17 protein-coding genes are annotated in these 16322 nt (G+C 39.8%); 12 read left to right on the top strand and 5 right to left on the bottom strand.

Annotated features, from left to right (window positions below):
• Positions 1-208: 208 nt before the first annotated feature.
• From ACFQRG_RS02990 to ACFQRG_RS02965, 6 genes are all read left to right on the top strand, one after another.
• Positions 209-1027, top strand: a complete 819-nt coding sequence (locus tag ACFQRG_RS02990; protein WP_380963485.1) for a TIM barrel protein — start codon at positions 209-211, stop codon at positions 1025-1027.
• Positions 1028-1051: 24 nt separating this feature from the next.
• On the top strand, positions 1052-2401 hold the full coding sequence (locus ACFQRG_RS02985; protein ID WP_380963483.1) for an amino acid permease: 1350 nt from the start codon (positions 1052-1054) through the stop codon (positions 2399-2401).
• A 230-nt stretch (positions 2402-2631) separates the two neighbouring features.
• Positions 2632-3645: an SIS domain-containing protein gene (locus tag ACFQRG_RS02980; RefSeq protein WP_380963481.1), complete on the top strand. Its 1014-nt coding sequence runs from the start codon at positions 2632-2634 to the stop codon at positions 3643-3645.
• 73 nt (positions 3646-3718) lie between these two features.
• Positions 3719-4501, top strand: coding sequence for a fructoselysine 6-kinase (frlD, locus tag ACFQRG_RS02975; RefSeq protein WP_380963479.1), 783 nt, complete (start codon positions 3719-3721; stop codon positions 4499-4501).
• A 71-nt stretch (positions 4502-4572) separates the two neighbouring features.
• The gene (locus tag ACFQRG_RS02970; RefSeq protein ID WP_380963477.1) at positions 4573-5301 is read left to right on the top strand and encodes a GntR family transcriptional regulator; all 729 of its coding nucleotides are present in this window, start codon (positions 4573-4575) and stop codon (positions 5299-5301) included.
• Positions 5302-5479: 178 nt separating this feature from the next.
• A complete protein-coding gene (locus ACFQRG_RS02965) occupies positions 5480-5734 on the top strand; it encodes a hypothetical protein (RefSeq protein ID WP_380963475.1) in 255 nt (84 codons plus the stop codon).
• A 51-nt stretch (positions 5735-5785) separates the two neighbouring features.
• Here ACFQRG_RS02965 and ACFQRG_RS02960 read toward each other — a convergent pair whose 3' ends face one another.
• Positions 5786-6967, bottom strand: coding sequence for an NAD(P)/FAD-dependent oxidoreductase (locus ACFQRG_RS02960; RefSeq protein WP_380963473.1), 1182 nt, complete (start codon positions 6965-6967; stop codon positions 5786-5788).
• Between the two features lie 202 nt (positions 6968-7169).
• Positions 7170-7610: a helical membrane plugin domain-containing protein gene (locus ACFQRG_RS02955; protein WP_380963471.1), complete on the bottom strand. Its 441-nt coding sequence runs from the start codon at positions 7608-7610 to the stop codon at positions 7170-7172.
• A gap of 295 nt (positions 7611-7905) precedes the next feature.
• On the opposite strand from ACFQRG_RS02955, the gene ACFQRG_RS02950 reads away from it, so the two are divergent.
• The 5 genes from ACFQRG_RS02950 to ACFQRG_RS02930 all read left to right on the top strand — a co-directional run bounded on the left by ACFQRG_RS02950 (position 7906) and on the right by ACFQRG_RS02930 (position 11509).
• Positions 7906-8805: a DMT family transporter gene (locus tag ACFQRG_RS02950; protein WP_380963469.1), complete on the top strand. Its 900-nt coding sequence runs from the start codon at positions 7906-7908 to the stop codon at positions 8803-8805.
• A gap of 295 nt (positions 8806-9100) precedes the next feature.
• Complete coding sequence (locus tag ACFQRG_RS02945; RefSeq protein ID WP_380963467.1) at positions 9101-10228, top strand: NAD(P)/FAD-dependent oxidoreductase; 1128 nt, start codon at positions 9101-9103, stop codon at positions 10226-10228.
• A gap of 67 nt (positions 10229-10295) precedes the next feature.
• On the top strand, positions 10296-10430 hold the full coding sequence (locus ACFQRG_RS02940) for a sulfurtransferase TusA family protein (RefSeq protein WP_380963465.1): 135 nt from the start codon (positions 10296-10298) through the stop codon (positions 10428-10430).
• 166 nt (positions 10431-10596) lie between these two features.
• The gene (locus ACFQRG_RS02935; protein ID WP_380963463.1) at positions 10597-11370 is read left to right on the top strand and encodes a sulfite exporter TauE/SafE family protein; all 774 of its coding nucleotides are present in this window, start codon (positions 10597-10599) and stop codon (positions 11368-11370) included.
• Position 11371: 1 nt separating this feature from the next.
• On the top strand, positions 11372-11509 hold the full coding sequence (locus tag ACFQRG_RS02930) for a hypothetical protein (protein WP_380963461.1): 138 nt from the start codon (positions 11372-11374) through the stop codon (positions 11507-11509).
• Between the two features lie 77 nt (positions 11510-11586).
• Here the strand turns inward: ACFQRG_RS02930 and ACFQRG_RS02925 are convergent, their stop codons facing one another.
• Positions 11587-12531 carry a DMT family transporter gene (locus ACFQRG_RS02925; RefSeq protein ID WP_380963459.1) on the bottom strand — a complete coding sequence of 315 codons (945 nt, stop codon included), beginning with the start codon at positions 12529-12531 and terminating at the stop codon, positions 11587-11589.
• Positions 12532-12764: 233 nt separating this feature from the next.
• Here ACFQRG_RS02925 and ACFQRG_RS02920 point away from each other — a divergent pair, with 233 nt between their 5' ends.
• Complete coding sequence (locus ACFQRG_RS02920) at positions 12765-13250, top strand: Lrp/AsnC family transcriptional regulator (protein WP_380963457.1); 486 nt, start codon at positions 12765-12767, stop codon at positions 13248-13250.
• A 267-nt stretch (positions 13251-13517) separates the two neighbouring features.
• Here ACFQRG_RS02920 and ACFQRG_RS02915 read toward each other — a convergent pair whose 3' ends face one another.
• The gene (locus ACFQRG_RS02915) at positions 13518-14777 is read right to left on the bottom strand and encodes a YeeE/YedE family protein (protein ID WP_380963455.1); all 1260 of its coding nucleotides are present in this window, start codon (positions 14775-14777) and stop codon (positions 13518-13520) included.
• Positions 14778-14962: 185 nt separating this feature from the next.
• The gene (locus tag ACFQRG_RS02910) at positions 14963-16294 is read right to left on the bottom strand and encodes a Na+/H+ antiporter NhaC family protein (RefSeq protein WP_380963453.1); all 1332 of its coding nucleotides are present in this window, start codon (positions 16292-16294) and stop codon (positions 14963-14965) included.
• Positions 16295-16322 lie beyond the last annotated feature (28 nt).

Genomic DNA, 16322 nt, shown 5'->3' with positions numbered 1-16322 from the left:
AAAATGAATAGAACATTGTAAATAGCCGCCTGAATATACAGGTGGCTTTTTGCCGTATTTTGCAGTTGCCGCATTTCATCAGGAAACAAATAATGACATCATTTACAATTCAATTTTCCGAAATTTCAATTGCATTCATTATATTAATTGGGTATAATACAAAACATAACAAATGAGATAAAGCTGATTTCATAAGGAGGCGAAAATTTTGGAAATAGCAGGTATGAATATTACTTTTAAGCATTATCCTTTTCGATATTTTTTGGATTGTATGGATGAACTTGGGATTAAACATATTGAATTATGGGCCGGCGAACCGCACTTGTTTGTTTATCGAAATGTGCTTGGGAATATAAGAAAAATCAGAAGAGAAATTGTTCGAAGAAATATGACCATTGTTTGCTACACGCCCGAACAATGTATTTACCCATATAATATTGCCTCTTCAGATTTCCATTGGCGCAATAAAAGTATTGATTATTTTAAAGAGAATATTTACGCTGCTTTGGAATTAGGAGCTAATATGATGCTGATAACCTCTGGAATAGGCGACTTTTCTGTTCCTAAGAAAGAATCTTGGGAGTATGCAAGCGATTCAATTTTTCAATTATCAAAAGTGGCTGAGGAAGAGGGGATCACCCTTGCGTTAGAGCCATTAACTAAATTTGAAAGTAATCTTATTACTGATTTTAAAGGAACAAAAAAGTTGATTGAGGAAATACAATCTCCTTCTTTAAAAGGAATGATTGATACCGTAGCCATGCAATTGGCTGGTGAAACAATTGAAGACTATTTTTCTATTTGCAAAGAGTTAAGTCATTTCCATCTTATAGATGGAGACGGCCAATCTGATGCACATCTGGCATTAGACGACGGTACTCTGCGGTGGAGGGATTATTTATTAAGTCTTAAACAGTATCATTATGAAGGGGCATGTACCTTGGAAATTATGGGACCGGATTATTATCAAAACCCAAAGGATACAATGATGGCATCTATCAAGAAAATAAGGGAATTGAAAATTTAAAATATCATGTTGGAGGAACGTTAAATGGGTAATCAGGCACTTACACGAAAGCTTGGCTTTTGGTCTGCCCTTGCACTTGGTGTTGGAACAACAATAGGGTCAGGTATTTTTGTATCGACAGGTGATGTTGCAAAAGCTGCCGGCACGCCATCTATTTCTATTTTGGCCTGGATTATAGGCGGGGTGATTGCGATTCCGCAAATGATGGTGTTAGCTGAATTATCAACGGCATATCCCGAAAATGGAAGCGGTTACGTATATTTGAATAAGGCCGGTTGGCGTCCTTTAGCCTTTCTTTATGGATGGGCGACCTTCTGGGCGTTAGATCCGCCTTCTATTTCGATTATGTCTTTAGCGATTGTTTCTTACATATCTACCTTTTTTCCTTTTTTCACTGGATTCGCCGGGAAATTGTTAGGTGTGGCTATTATTTTAATTATTACTTCAATCCATTATCGGAGTGTCAAAGAGGGCGGATTGTTCCAAGTTGTTATTACCGCTGTTAAAATTATTCCTTTTATCATTGTTATTATCTTAGGGCTAATGTATATGAAAACAGGCAATTTCTCATATACGCCTGCCGCTGGGGCCGCAAAACATAATTTGATAGGCGGGATATCTGCAACGACATGGTCATACACGGGGATGGCAGCCATTTGTTTTATGGCAGGAGAATTCAAAAACCCGGGAAAAATTCTGCCCCGTGCACTCATTAGTTCAATATTAATCATATTGTTTTTATACACGATGCTGGCCGTTTGTGTTATCGGCTTAATGCCTTTTGGTCATTTAATGCATTCAAATGCTGCAGTATCTGATGCTGTCAAATATATCCCGGGGCTGTCGCATTTTGCTTCATCATTTGTTGCTATTACAGCTATTATCGTTATCTTGGGATCGTTAAGCTCCTGTATTATGTTTCAGCCTCGTCTGGAATATGCTATGGCAAAGGATGGTTTGTTTTTTAAACGTTTTGCTAAAGTTCATCCGAAATACGAGACACCGAGTTTTTCAATTATTGCTCAGGTGACATATGCATGTATTCTAGTATTTTCGAGCAGTTTAACAACGCTGCTGGGATACTTTACCCTCATCCAGTTGGTCATTAATATTCTGGATTTTGTGTCAATTTATAAATGCCGTAAAAGGGATGATTATAAACCAATTTATCGTATGCCTTTGTGGAGATTAACAACGATACTAGCTATCCTTGGGGCGTCATGGCTTGCTTGGGGAACGTTTACTTGGGCGCCGTGGCAAGGCATGCTCGCAGCTGTCATTGTCATCTTAACGGGTCTTCCTGTTTATTTCTATTGGGAAAAACGTCATGGCCGTAAAAACTTTAATGACAATGATTTGGAGGTTAAATTGTAAGATTGTTACAAGGAAGTTGGAAAAGCCGGCTTCCTTTTGAATTTTTACACTTTAAGGAAATTTAATCATGTTAAAGGATTAAAGTATAAGAAAACTGGAGCTTTCGCTGTTTGAACTCGGCGATAAACCAAGTTTTTCTAAAAAACTATTGTTTAATTTGTATTATATGATTATAATACAAGATATAACAAATTAAATTTAACCATAAGGTCATATGGGAGGGGAAAGTTATGCTGAAATTTGATGAAGAGTTATTTCTTAAGCTTGTAGAAGATGAGGGGCTTTCATTTAGAGGCCAAGTCGAAAGTATTGTTGATGACATTTCAAATAAGGGATACAGTAATATTTTCCTTATTGGTGCCGGCGGGACAATCGCTATGATGTATCCATATGAATACATATTGAAATCTAATTCTTCCATCAATGTCTATTCAGAAATTGCTGCTGAATTTATGGTCATGAATCATAAACATTTCAGCAAAGATTCTGTATGTATTTTTGCATCAGTTTCCGGAACAACGAAAGAAACAGTTGAGGCAGCGCAATTCTGTAAGGATAGAGGAGCGACAACTATAGGATTAGTAGCTGAACCAAACACACCTTTAACGCAAATTGTTGATCATTGTGTTTGTACCGGTTCGGAAAAACATTCATTTGATACTTTCTTTATACTTCTATATATGTTTGTCTTCCGATTTATGTATAACAACAATGAATTTCCTCAGTATGAACAATTTACTGAAGAGGTTTCACTTTTGCCGCGGGGAATTTTAAATGCGGTTAAAGCCTTTGATCAGAAGGCAGAGGCATTTGCTATCAAACATAAAGATACAGATTACCATATGCTTGTTGGATCCGGTAATTTATGGGGGAACGCCTACTCATACGCCATGTGTATTCTTGAAGAAATGCAATGGATCCATGCAAAGTCTATACACGCCGCGGAATTTTTCCATGGTACACTTGAGATTGTTGAAGAAGATACAAGCGTTGTTTTGCTAAAAGGGGAAGATGAAACACGTCCGCTTGTTGAGCGTGTCGAGAGATTTGCTGAAAAAATCACTAAAAACTTAACGATCATTGATACAAAGGAATTTGAACTGGATGGGATTAGCGACGAATTTAGAAAACATTTTGCTGTCAGTATCAATTGGGCGGTCTTAAGCCGAATAAGCGTCTATCTTGAGCGGGAAAGAAACCACTCTCTGGATTTAAGAAGATACTATCGGCAAATGGAATATTAAGTGATCAGTGAGCACTGCTTTTGTAGTGCTCCTGTCTATTATGAACATAAATAAGGAATCGGGGGCGGATGCAGTGAGAATTGTTACTGTTGGAGATAATTGCATGGATGTCTATCTTGAAAAACAAAAAGCCTACCCTGGAGGAAATCCTGTTAATGTCGCTGTATATTTAACTGATTTAGGCGCTGAAGCCTCTTATATTGGCTGGGTTGGTCATGATGAGTACGGAAATAAAATGATGCAAGCGATTCAAAGCAAGGGTGTTGATATATCACATATTTCTCAGAAGGAAGGGCAAACGGCGATTACATATGTAGAGATGGCAGATAATGACCGTCAGTTTGGTGAATACATTGAGGGAGTTATGGCCGGCTTTTCCTTAACAATGGAGGACATTCGCTTTATTCAAACCCATCAACTTGTACACACAGGAATTTGGGGGCATGCAGACAAATATTATCCTCTTTTTAAAGAGAAAGGATTGTATACATCCTTTGACTTCTCTGATCAGTTAAATCATCGTTTGGTAAAGACCTTACCGCCTTTTGTTGACTACCCTTTCTTTTCTTATTCTAAAGATGATGCCTATATCCGTGAATTTTTAAAGGATGTTAAGAAACAAGGTTCAAAAGTAGCTGTAGCGACATTAGGCGAACAAGGTTCTCTTGCCTATGACGGGCAACAATTTTATAAATGCGGAATCATTGAAGGGGAAGTCGTCGATACAATGGGAGCCGGCGATTCCTTTATTGCAGGTTTTATTTACGGTACTCTTAAAGGCGTATCTATCGAGAATTGTTTAGAATTAGGGGCAAAGACGGCCGCAAAAACAATAAGATATTTTGGAGCATGGTAACTAGAACTTATAAATAAATAACATGTATAATAGTCTTATATTAATAGATGGAAAAAGGATGAAATCTTAAAATGAATTTAAATCCTTCAACACCTCAACCGCTGTATATGCAAATAAGACAAATGTTAAAGAATGATATCCAGCAGGGAAAGTACAAGCCGGATGAGAAGATACCTACTGAAGCGGAACTTTGCGACATTTATCAAGTGAGCCGCATTACAATACGAAAGGCCATTCAAGAGCTTGTTAATGACGGTACGTTAACACGCATCCAACGAAGGGGTACTTTTGTTGCATCAAATAAATTCCATAATGAATTATTGTCTGTCAGCGGATTTTCTGAATTCAGCCACCAGCTTGGCATGATACCGAATTCCCGTATCTTAAGAAGTGAAGTGGTCCAAGCTGCTAAAGATGTTTCCGAACGGCTTCGCATAAAAGAAGGGAGTCCTGTTCTCGAACTTGAACGTCTAATGTATGTCAACGATCGCCCTCTTTTTTATGATATAGCTCATTATTCGCTGATTCGTTTTCCAGATTTAGAAAAGAACATCGCAAAGGATGAATCTACCTATAAAATTCTTTCAGAAGTTTATGATACGGAAATCGTCAGCAATGATAAAATGATTGATGTTATAGGCGCTACAAAAGACTATGCAAAATTGTTGGAATGCGACATTGGAGCGAATCTGTTTAGAATTGTAAAGGTCGCTTTCGATACAAACGATGAACCTGTGCATCTTTCAACTTTTACGTGCGAGACAAATAAAGTGACTCTAACTGTCCATCGAGCCAAATAGATCATGCCATTTCAAAGGCATGGTCTATTTATTTTGGCAAATGAATAAAAGTCTATTAATATTTTGCACTTCATTGGTTAATTATAAGAATAATGTTAGTGCTTAGAAGGATCAAAATGAATGGTGTACATGATGAAGGCATAATCTTAATAGGGTTTTGAAAAAGGAGGATATTAACATGGAGGATCAAGACCAAATTTTGCAACGGGCAATTGATGCTGCAGAGCAGGCGCAACAAGCTTGCAAGAAAGCTCACGATAGCGGGGATCCCGGTCAAATAGAAAAAGCAGAAAAACAATCGCACGAAGCGCAAATGCTGCTCCTAAAAGCAACAACCCAGTGTGAAGGCGACGACTCCATTGAGCAAATAAAACAAGCAAAGCATGAGCTGGCAGAATTGCAATTTTCAATGTTAAGTCTGAAAGAGGATTAGATACTATTATATGAAAAAAGCTGACTGCAAAAAGTACAGTCAGCTTTCTCATTAATATGCCAAACTAAATAACCCTTTAATATGTGACAAGTAGCGGACATTACTTGCTTCTTTCATTAGGGAAGCCGGAAGCCCTTTAAGCGGTGTAGAGTTGCCGCCGATGATAGCAACAGCGTCTTTACGTCCCAGGCTAGCCAATGTGCCTGAATTAACCGGGTTAAATGTTTCAAATGATTTGTTTTCTAAGTATGCATATAGATTATAGCCGATAAGTTCTCCCATTTGCCAAGCATTCTGTGCAGTAGGCGCATAAGGACGATCGCTATTTGGGCCAAAGGCAACAGCTGCGTCGCCGGCAACAAATACATTTTCATGTGAAACAGATTGAAGATATTCATTAACAGTTGCACGGCCGCGGTTCACTTCAAGGCCTGATTCACCTACTAGAGGAATGCCTTGTACACCGCCTGTCCATACGAATGTATTTGCTTTTATTTTTTGGCCGTCTTTCAGTTCAATGACATTTCCTTTAACACTTGTTACAGGAAGGCCTGTTAAGAATTCTACGCCGCGTGCTTCGAGGCTTGTTTGCGCGCGTTCGATTAAATCATCCGGCAAGACAGGAAGAATTTTCGGACCTGCTTCAACGAGTAATAGTTTTACTTCTTTAGGATCTACCCCGTAACCTTTAGCAAGCTTTGGCATAATATCAACAATTTCACCGACTAATTCAACGCCGGTTAATCCTCCGCCGCCAATTAAGATGGTTGCATCTGCTTCATCTTTTGTTTCTGCGTATTTACGGATTTTATCTTCAATATGATTATATATTCTGTTTGCGTCTTCAGCGGACTTTAATACCATGCTGTTTTCTTCAAGTCCAGGAATACCGAAATAAGCTGTTTGGCTTCCCAGGGCTACGACAAGTGCATCGTATGTTAAAGTCGTATTATCCGATAGTTTTACTTCTTTTTTGTCCACAGAAAATGATTCAACTTTAGCGATTTTAAGATCAATATCTTTTCCTTTGAAAAGCTTCGCCAACGGCAGGGCAACAGCTTGTTCGGACACATTGCCTGCTGCGAGGCGGTGCAATTCAGTAATAATTTGGTGTGTTGGGTACTGATTGACTACCGTTACTTGTGCTTCAGATTTACTTAAATATTTGCGAACATTTAGAGCAGCTAGTACGCCGCCGTAACCAGCGCCTAAAATGACAATTTGTTTTGACATAGTATTATCTCCCGTCTTTACTAATTGAATGTAAGGTGATGTTCAAAAAGTCCGGGAAAAATAGCTGTCGAATTTCTGCGTCAGCTTGTCCCTCCGCTCCTCACGTATTAAAGGCATACGTTCCGGTGCTCGGAGACTGCGCTTCCTTGAACTTCTCGGCTCTTTTTGTCCTCCTTTTTGAAACACACACTATAAGAATAGATTATTTATTATTACGATCTGCAGTAATTTGAAGATAAGCATTAATGAAACGGAAGAGCTTTTGAGCTTGAGGGTCTTTTATCATCCTTAAAAGGCCAAAAAGACCGATGACTTCATTGCTTTCTTCCGCACGATCTTTCGCTTCAATAGCAGTTGCTGCGATACCTTTTACAGTGTCTTTTACAGGGTCAACAATTTCTTGAATTGCGCCTACAGTATCATTTTTTAATACTTCGTCAGTAGCCATTGATTGAGCCATGTCATAAGTCTTAGTTAAAATATTGACGAGTTCAGTCAGCTTTGGAAGCTGCTCAACCAAGGCAGTTAAAGATTCCTGAACTTCAGGTTTTAACAGTTGATCAAGGACATCAAGTTGCTTTGGGTTTGCAGACAAATTTTGCAGTTCTTGTTCAGGTTTTGTCTGAGTAATTGTTTCTGACATATCCGATTCTCCTCTACGATAAGCACAGCTTAAATTTTTGGAAATTTTAGGGGCTTCCAAAGACCTCTTAACCCTTAATGGTTCATATAATCTTGTGAAAGTCTTCACAAGCATCCATAAAAATAATATACCTAATTTTATAAACTATCAATACTCCTGTTTGATTTTACAAGAAAAGGGTCATTAAGTATGAGATTAGTTAGAATTTAAAATGACGCGTTTATTTAAAGGTTGTGAAAAGGCTGTCTATATGATAATTTTGATTTGATAATGGTTATGTTGGGGGGTAAAGGGTATGAATAAGAAAGCATTATTAATGGCGGCTTTTACAATAATCATATGGGGTTCTGCCTTTCCTGCTATTCGGGCAAGCTTAATAGGCGGCTATTCTGCAGGTCATTTAGTGCTTATTCGCTTTCTTATAGCATCGGCAGCGTTTATCCTTTATGCTCTATGGCCAGGAACCGATTTTCGATTACCGAAAATAGAAGATCTTATAAAAATTTTAATTCTGGGATGGATCGGCATTAGTATTTATCATATAGGGGTATCATTCGGCGAACAAACCGTTTCTGCAGGTACAGCCAGTATGTTAATTGCATCGGCACCTGTTTTTACCGCACTAATTGCTGTTCTATTTTTAAAAGAACACTTGGGTCTCTTTGGATGGATAGGTCTTGGCATTGGTTTTATCGGTATTTTTATTATTACTTTGGGAGCGGCCGGCTCAACCTTTGATATCTCAAAGGGCGCTCTTTTTATATTAACAGCCTCTATCGCCACATCGGTTTTCTTTGTTTTTCAGAAACCGCTATTGGCACGTTATAAGCCAATAGAGTTGACGGCTTATTTTACATGGGCAGGTACATTGCCGTTTCTCTTATTCCTTCCCGGCCTCTTTCATGATATTCATCATGCCACAATAGGAGCGAATATATCGGCGTTATATGTCGGCGTTTTCCCGGCAGCTATCGCATACGCTACTTGGGCAATTGCCCTTTCCCTGGGCGAAGCAAGCTCTGTTACAAGCATGATGTATACTGAACCTGTAGTAGCTATTATTATTTCGTGGATTTGGCTTCGCGAGTTTCCAAGCATCCTATCCATTATTGGCGGTGTAATAGCTATTTCAAGCGTTATTGTTGTCAACGGGTTAGGTAAAGAACGCCGCCGTACGCTGAAAAAAAGCGCCTGATTTCTTAGAAAAAAGCTTGTCACCCTTGGGTGACAAGCTTTTTTCAATGATTTAAGAGCGAAAAACAATGATTTAAGAGCGAAAAACAATGATTTAAGAGCGAAAAACAATGATTTAAGAGCGAAAAACAATGATTTAAGAGCGAAAAACAATGATTTAAGAGCGAAAAACAATGATTTAAGAGCGAAAGTCATAGTTTAAGAGCGATTCCAATAATTTAAAAGCACAACTTGCAAAATTTGAGCCTTGAAGTACAGTCCTGTAAAATAATTTACAGAACAAAGATCAGAAAAAGGTGTTCTTAATGCAAAACTTTATTGTGGTAGGAGCAGGGATTCTTGGCGCCTCTGCTGGATATCATCTTGCAAAAGCCGGTGCAAACGTTACGATAGTTGATCGTCAGGATCTTGGACAAGCTACTGACGCTGCCGCAGGGATTGTCTGCCCTTGGCTTTCACAGCGGCGAAATCAAGCATGGTATCAATTAGCAAAAGGCGGGGCGAGGTATTATCCTCAGCTTATTAAGGACCTTGAAGGATGCGGGGAAACCGACACCGGATACGCGCAAGTAGGTGCCATTAGTATTTATCAAGACGAGCGGAAATTGGAAAAGATGGCAGAGCGGGCAGAAAAACGCCGTCAGGATGCACCGGAAATAGGTGAGATTACTCAATTATCTCCTGATGAAACTAGGTCGCTGTTTCCGCTGCTGGCAGAAGGCTACGGCTCTGTACATGTGAGCGGTGCGGCTCGTGTCAATGGACGGGCGCTTCGTCAATCTTTGATTAATGCAGCCAAAAAACATGGAGCCGCATGTATTCATGGAGAGGCTGAAATTGTCTATAAAGATAACGAGGTAACCGGTGTCAAGGCAGGAGGGGAGACATTGTCTGCTGATCAAGTCGTTGTCACTGCAGGTGCTTGGGCGAAAGAGCTGCTTAAGCCGTTGGAAATTAATTTTTTAGTAACGTCACAGAAAGCGCAAATTGTTCATCTTAATTTGCCAAATACTGATACAAGCCAATGGCCTGTTGTTATGCCGCCTAATGATCAGTACCTTCTAGCTTTTGGCGGCGGCCGGATAGTGGCGGGCGCTACACACGAAAATGATGCCGGATTTGATAACCGGGTGACTGCGGGCGGACTGCATGAAATCTTTGATAAAGCTTTTACAATTGCACCCGGTTTGGCTGACAGCACAGTTCTTGAAACAAGAGTAGGCTTCCGTCCATTTACACCCGGGTTCCTGCCTGTAATTGGCGGACTGCCGAACTATAAAGGCATATTAGTTGCCAATGGACTCGGTGCATCAGGTCTGACAGTGGGTCCGTATTTAGGCGCCGAGCTTGCAAAACTTGCCCTTGGGAGACCATTAGAGATTAACATTGACTATTATGATGTAGCTGGAGCCATTGGAGGGTAAATAATTTTTTTAATTAGATCAACAGATTTTTCATGCCCTATACCAATTTGTCGGTCCGAAAAAGGCAATGGATGAATTGACTTCGGGTCATGTGCTGGAAATCCGCGCGACGGATAAAAGTACAAAAAATGACCTTACCGCTTGGGCGGGATCAGGTGGAAACGAACTCCTCGAACAAAAAAGAGGATGGAGATGTTCTTAAGTTTTGGATTAAAAAAGGTTAAGGGTGCGGTTTTCCGTATCCTCTTTTTTGATACTTAAGGAGATAAGAATTTGTAAAAACGTTATAGTAGGTTATAGCTCACAAAGCACCTAAAAGAGTATTACGGTTTGCTGGTTGGCAAGTTTTCTTATGAGGAGTACATTTTATGTCTTTATCATTTATTATCATATTATTTGTTCTGGGATTTGTTGGCTCTTTTCTCTCGGGGATGCTAGGTGTCGGCGGAGCTATTATCAACTATCCTTTGATTTTATATATTCCGCCATTATTGGGGGTTGCTGCCTTAACCGCCCATCATGTTTCCGGTGTTGTAGCGGTTCAAGTCTTTTTTGCAACATTATGCGGCGTGTTTGCTTACCGGAAGGGCGGTTATTTAAATAAAGGTCTTATTTTGTATATGGGTATCAGTATTTTGGCAGGCAGTTTAATTGGCGGTTACAGCTCTGAATGGATCTCTGAAAATGTTGTTAACTTTATCTACGGGATTTTGGCGATTCTTGCAGTTATCCTGATGTTTATACCGAGAAGAGATGCGGTGCAACCTGATCAATCTTTACAATATAATCGTTTATTAGCAATGGTTCTTTCTTTTATTGTTGGAATCTGCGCGGGGATTGTAGGGGCTGGCGGTTCTTTTTTACTTGTTCCCATTATGCTGACTGTCCTTAACATCCCCATGCGTGTTACTATCGCTACATCCCTTGCCGTAACCTTTATTTCATCGATTGGCTCTGTGACAGGTAAACTATTGTCGCATCAAATATTGTTTTGGCCATCTCTTATCGTTGTTATTGCAAGCATCATAGCTTCACCAATTGGTGCTAAACTTGGACAAAAAGTGAATCCTAAAGTGTTAAAGGTGATTTTGCTAGTATTAATCATTGCGACAACAATAAAAATTTGGATGGGCATATTGTGAAATGGATTTTTTCAATAACCCCGATATGCTTGACAGTGGAGAGCTTATGAAACTTGCCCTTGGCAGGCAAACTGAGTTAAATCTCGATTACTGCGATGTAGCCGCAGCTATTAGAGGATATATAGCTGCGGCTACATAGGATCACCGTATAGGTGCAAAGAAAAACCGGATTCACTTCACAGTAAGTCCGGTTTCTGCTTAATTTAAATCTGCTTTTTAAGATACTCCCTTTTTCTGGGCAAGGGCAGTATTTGAAGGCTGCGGGAGACTGCGCTTCCGCTTTAAAATCACTTTAGTTTTAAAATGGGAGAACAAATAACAGCCGATAATCACGATGACGCTCCCAATCCCCTGTATCCATGTCATTTTTTCACCTAACAGCAAAAACGCTAAAATGGCCGTAAAGATAGGGTTAAAATTCAAAAAAACACCTGAAGCGGTAGGCCCTAATCTTTGTACGCCAATATTCCAGAACACCATACACAATACAGTTGATATAACCCCGGTATATAAAATGGATTCAATAAAAGAAGCATTAATATTTGTTACTGTAAAATCAGACAGGTTAAATGGCACAAGAAAAATAAGCCCGAATATGCCGGAATATAACGTAGACATCATTGGCGATGTCTTTGTTGTTGCCCATCTTGAGCAAACAGAATATATTCCCCATATACATACAGCTGCTAACATCCAAAGATCGCCTTTATTGAAATGCAACGAAAGTAAAAGATCCATCCTACCTTTTGAAAGGACAAGAATAACACCGCATAGTGAAAGGATCATTGAAGCGCCCTGCAGAATATTTATTCTTTCTTTTAAAAATAAAAAGGAAAAGACAGCAATTGAAATCGCATTTAATGTTGAAATTAATCCGACATTGGTCGCTGATGTTTGTTCCAATGCCCAAAATTGAAAGACATTAAATAGTACAACCCCGGTGATCCCCATTAAAGCTAAAGGAAGAATGGCACTTAACGGCGGTAATATCTTTTTTTCCTTCCGCCACACAATGGGAAAAAGGCAAACAACAGCGATGATCCATCTTAAACTTGTCAAGGTTACCGGAGAAGCATGGCCAACCAGTGACTTCCCAACAACAAAATTTCCTCCCCATAACAAACTCGTTAATAGCAGAAGCAAGTAACTGAAAATTTGCATATCATTGAACCCCTTTTCGCATTTCACTATTGAAACCGCTGTGCACAATGGATTAAAATGTTCTATATATTTGTAAATGATTTTAACATGATCTGCTTATTAACGATATGTTATTTTGTTCAATAAGGGAAATTCAAAATAATAAAAGGTAAATGTCATTCTTGAAATAATTAAATTCATTTTAATCCATGGATTGGAGCTTTTTGTTGAAGATTTGAAAGGGGATAGATAAAATGGAATCTTTCATAAGTAAAGCGTTAGATGATGTGGATATTCAAATTTTAGATGCAATGCAAAAAGAGGGTCATTTAAGCAATGTGGAGCTTGCGCGTCGTTTGAATTTATCTCCGCCCGCCACACATGCAAGGGTTAAGAGGTTGGAAAATGACGGCTTTATCGATCGGCGAGTCGCCATTTTAAACCAGGAGAAACTTGGGTTCGATTTATTGTGTTTTATCTTTATGAGTACGAATATTCATAAAGCTGAGAAATTGGAAGTTTTGGAGAAGGAATTAATGGCGATGCCGGAAGTATTAGAGTGCCATTGTTTAACCGGGGAATATGACTACCTTTTAAAGGTAGCAAACAAAGATCGAAAAGGATTAGAGAGTTTCATCAGAAAACTTAACAGGCTTGGGATCACAAGAATCCAAACAAGTCTGGCCTTAAGAGAAATTAAATATTCAACAGTTTTGCCGATAGGGGATAGGGGGAAGTAGCAGATAAGTTTAAATCTGCTAAAACCCATCCATTTGAAGCTTTATAATTTAACTTTTAAATGATAAATTTGATCTTTTAACTTGAAACTGTAAGCGTTTTCAATTATAATGATTATAGGATGAACAACAACTGTGGTTGTTAGGGCATTTGGCGTAGGCGGGGCCAATGCCAAAAGGACACACCAAAGCGATGTGTCCTTTTTGTATATCCGTTCCTCACAATAAAAAAAGGCCGGCAATTAAGCCGGTCTATAATAACAACATTATTTAGCAAAAATGATCCTTAGAATTTGGATTAGACATTCCAAACAGCGGACGCAGGTAAAGTGCGGCATAAGAACCGATCAATGCCATGATCATCCAAACCCAGCCATGGAGGCTGAAGGATGAAATACCGCTGAAGTAGGCGCCGATGTTACAGCCGAACGCAAGCCTTGCACCGTAACCCATTAACAGACCGCCGATAATAGCGGCAAGTGCTCTGCGGAACGGGATTTTCTTTAGCAGGAATAATCCGCCGAGCGTTGAGGCAAGGAAAGCGCCGATTAGAATACCAAAGTCCAAAACGCTTGTAGAATCGGTAAATACTGATTGGTGGAGACTGGCGGCGCGGTCGCCTGACCAGTAACCCCAGTGTGATACGTCAATTCCCATAGCGCCCGCAATTTTTGAGCCCCATAATGCGAATCCCGAGGTTATTCCCCATGGAGAGTTTCTAACCATTAGGACAACTGCATTAAGAACAGCTAATACAATGGCTGCAAACCATAACGGCCATGATCCGCGGAAGAAGCGTTTCCAGCCTGTTGCGGTTGGTAATGGTTTTACTCTTGGCGGACGTCGTTTCTTATCAATCCACAGTGTGAGACATGTGATCAATCCAAATATAACAATTTGAACGATCCATGCTCCAAAATAGCCAAGACCGGTGCTGGTTGCAAGAGAGATTGGCTTAAACGACGGCATTTGATTGACCCAGAAGTCAAAATGCCAGGCGCCAAAAACTGAGCCAACGATAAAGGCGATCAAAGTAAGGAACATTTCCGAACGGCCGCCGCCAACAGCATAAAGGGTACCGGAAGCGCAGCCTCCGCCCAATTGCATGCCAATGCCAAAAATAAATGATCCGAATATCAAGCTCGTGCCGACAGGGGAGACATCACCTTCAGGATGTCCGCCAAAGAAGCTGATGCCTGTGGAAAGGATAATGGCAAATAAAGTACTGGAAATAGTGAGCATCAGCATATGAGCCCTGATCCCTTCGCCATTCCCTACTGACAGCATTCTGCGAAATGCTGAGGTAAAACCAAATCTTGCGTGAAATAATGTATAACCTAACAACAAACCAACCCACAGCAGAACGCCTTGCTTAATGCCTCCAATTGAAATAGAAAAATAGCTCAGAATAATAGTTATAAGTGCAGCGGCAATAATTAAAATCGTTTGCGGAGAGCCGAGGCTATTTGTTTGTTTTTTCTCTGTTTGCTGTTCTTGATGCTTTTGAACACTATGATGAACAGTTGCCAATTCAAATCACCCCAATTCGTATAATTTTAGTCGGATTTAATATTTTATACCATCATACACTATTTCGTGTCAATAATAAACTGTTATTTTTATCCGATGACAATGGGAAAACGGTTAAACAAAAGCTTTATTTTATTAAAACTAAGAAAAGCGGCACAATCCAATTGGATTAGTGCCGCTGTAATCTACGCTTTATTTTTGGTCTCTTTCGCCTCTAATTTTGCCTGTTTCTTTCTCGGTGACAGTCTTGGAAAACCAATCATTATGGCAATAATACCGCAAATACCGATCAGAATGGGATAAAAATTATAAACCATGATGCTTACAGGAGAAATAGATGCTAATCCTGCTGCTGCTAAGAGTTGTGCGCCATAAGGAATAATACCTTGCCAGCAGCACGAGAATAAATCCAATAAGCTTGCCGATTTTCTCGGGTCAATTTGATATTGATCTGAAATATTTTTGGCCAAGGGACCTGTAATAATAATGGCGATAGTGTTATTGGCTGTACAAAGATCAGTCAAGCTGACCAATCCGGCAATACTGAACTCAGCGCCTTTTTTCGACTTGATTTTACGTGTCACAATATATAATAGATAGTCTATGCCGCCGTTATAACGGATGATCTCGACAGTCCCGCCAATGAGGATCGCCAGCATCGCCATCGTTTGCATGCTTGCGACGCCATCGCCAATTTTTTGTAAAAGACCTAACAAATGATAGCTGCCATTAAATAATCCAATCGCACCGGCAAAAATGATGCCACCGGCTAACACAATCATTACATTGACGCCGGACAATGCGGCGATTAATACTGCCAGATAAGGAAGGGTCTCCAGTATGTTGAAATGATGCTGTGTGACTTCCGCATGGCCGCCTGTTGACACGAAAGCCAGAATAATAATGGTGACAATAGCTGCCGGCAGAACGATAAAGAAATTGGTTTTAAATTTATCGCGCATCTTTGTATTTTGTGTACGAACAGCCGCAATTGTTGTATCGGAAATAATCGACAAATTATCGCCAAACATAGCGCCGCCAATAACAGCCGCCATGGATAAGGCCATTGAGATATCAGTTTGGTGGCTGATACCGACGCCAATCGGTGCCAAGGCAACGATTGTTCCCATAGAGGTTCCCATAGACAAAGAGATGAAACAGCCTATGACAAATAAGCCGACGATAAGAAGGTTTGGCGGTAAAATCGACAGCGTCAAATTGACTGTTGATTCAACGGCGCCCATGCCTTTGGCTACTTCTGAAAAAGCGCCGGCTAACAAGAAAATAATCACCATCAAAATGATATTAGGATGCCCTGCGCCTTTACAAAAAGTTTCAACCTTATTATTCAAAGACTCTTTTTGATTCATAGCCAGAGCAACGCCTGCCGCGATAAGAATAGCTACAATCACAGGCATTTTATTAAAATCACCGGATATAATACCAGTCCCAAGGAATAAAACTAAAAATATAACAAAGGGCAACAGCGCCAAAGGGTTCCCTTTACTTTTTTCCATTAAAATCACCTCTCTAATCATAGTTGTC

The organism is Scopulibacillus cellulosilyticus (assembly GCF_042665295.1).
In the GTDB taxonomy this organism is placed as follows: domain Bacteria; phylum Bacillota; class Bacilli; order Bacillales; family Sporolactobacillaceae; genus Scopulibacillus_A; species Scopulibacillus_A cellulosilyticus.
Note: the sequence above shows the minus strand (reverse complement) of the source record. Positions and strands in the feature narration are given on the sequence as shown.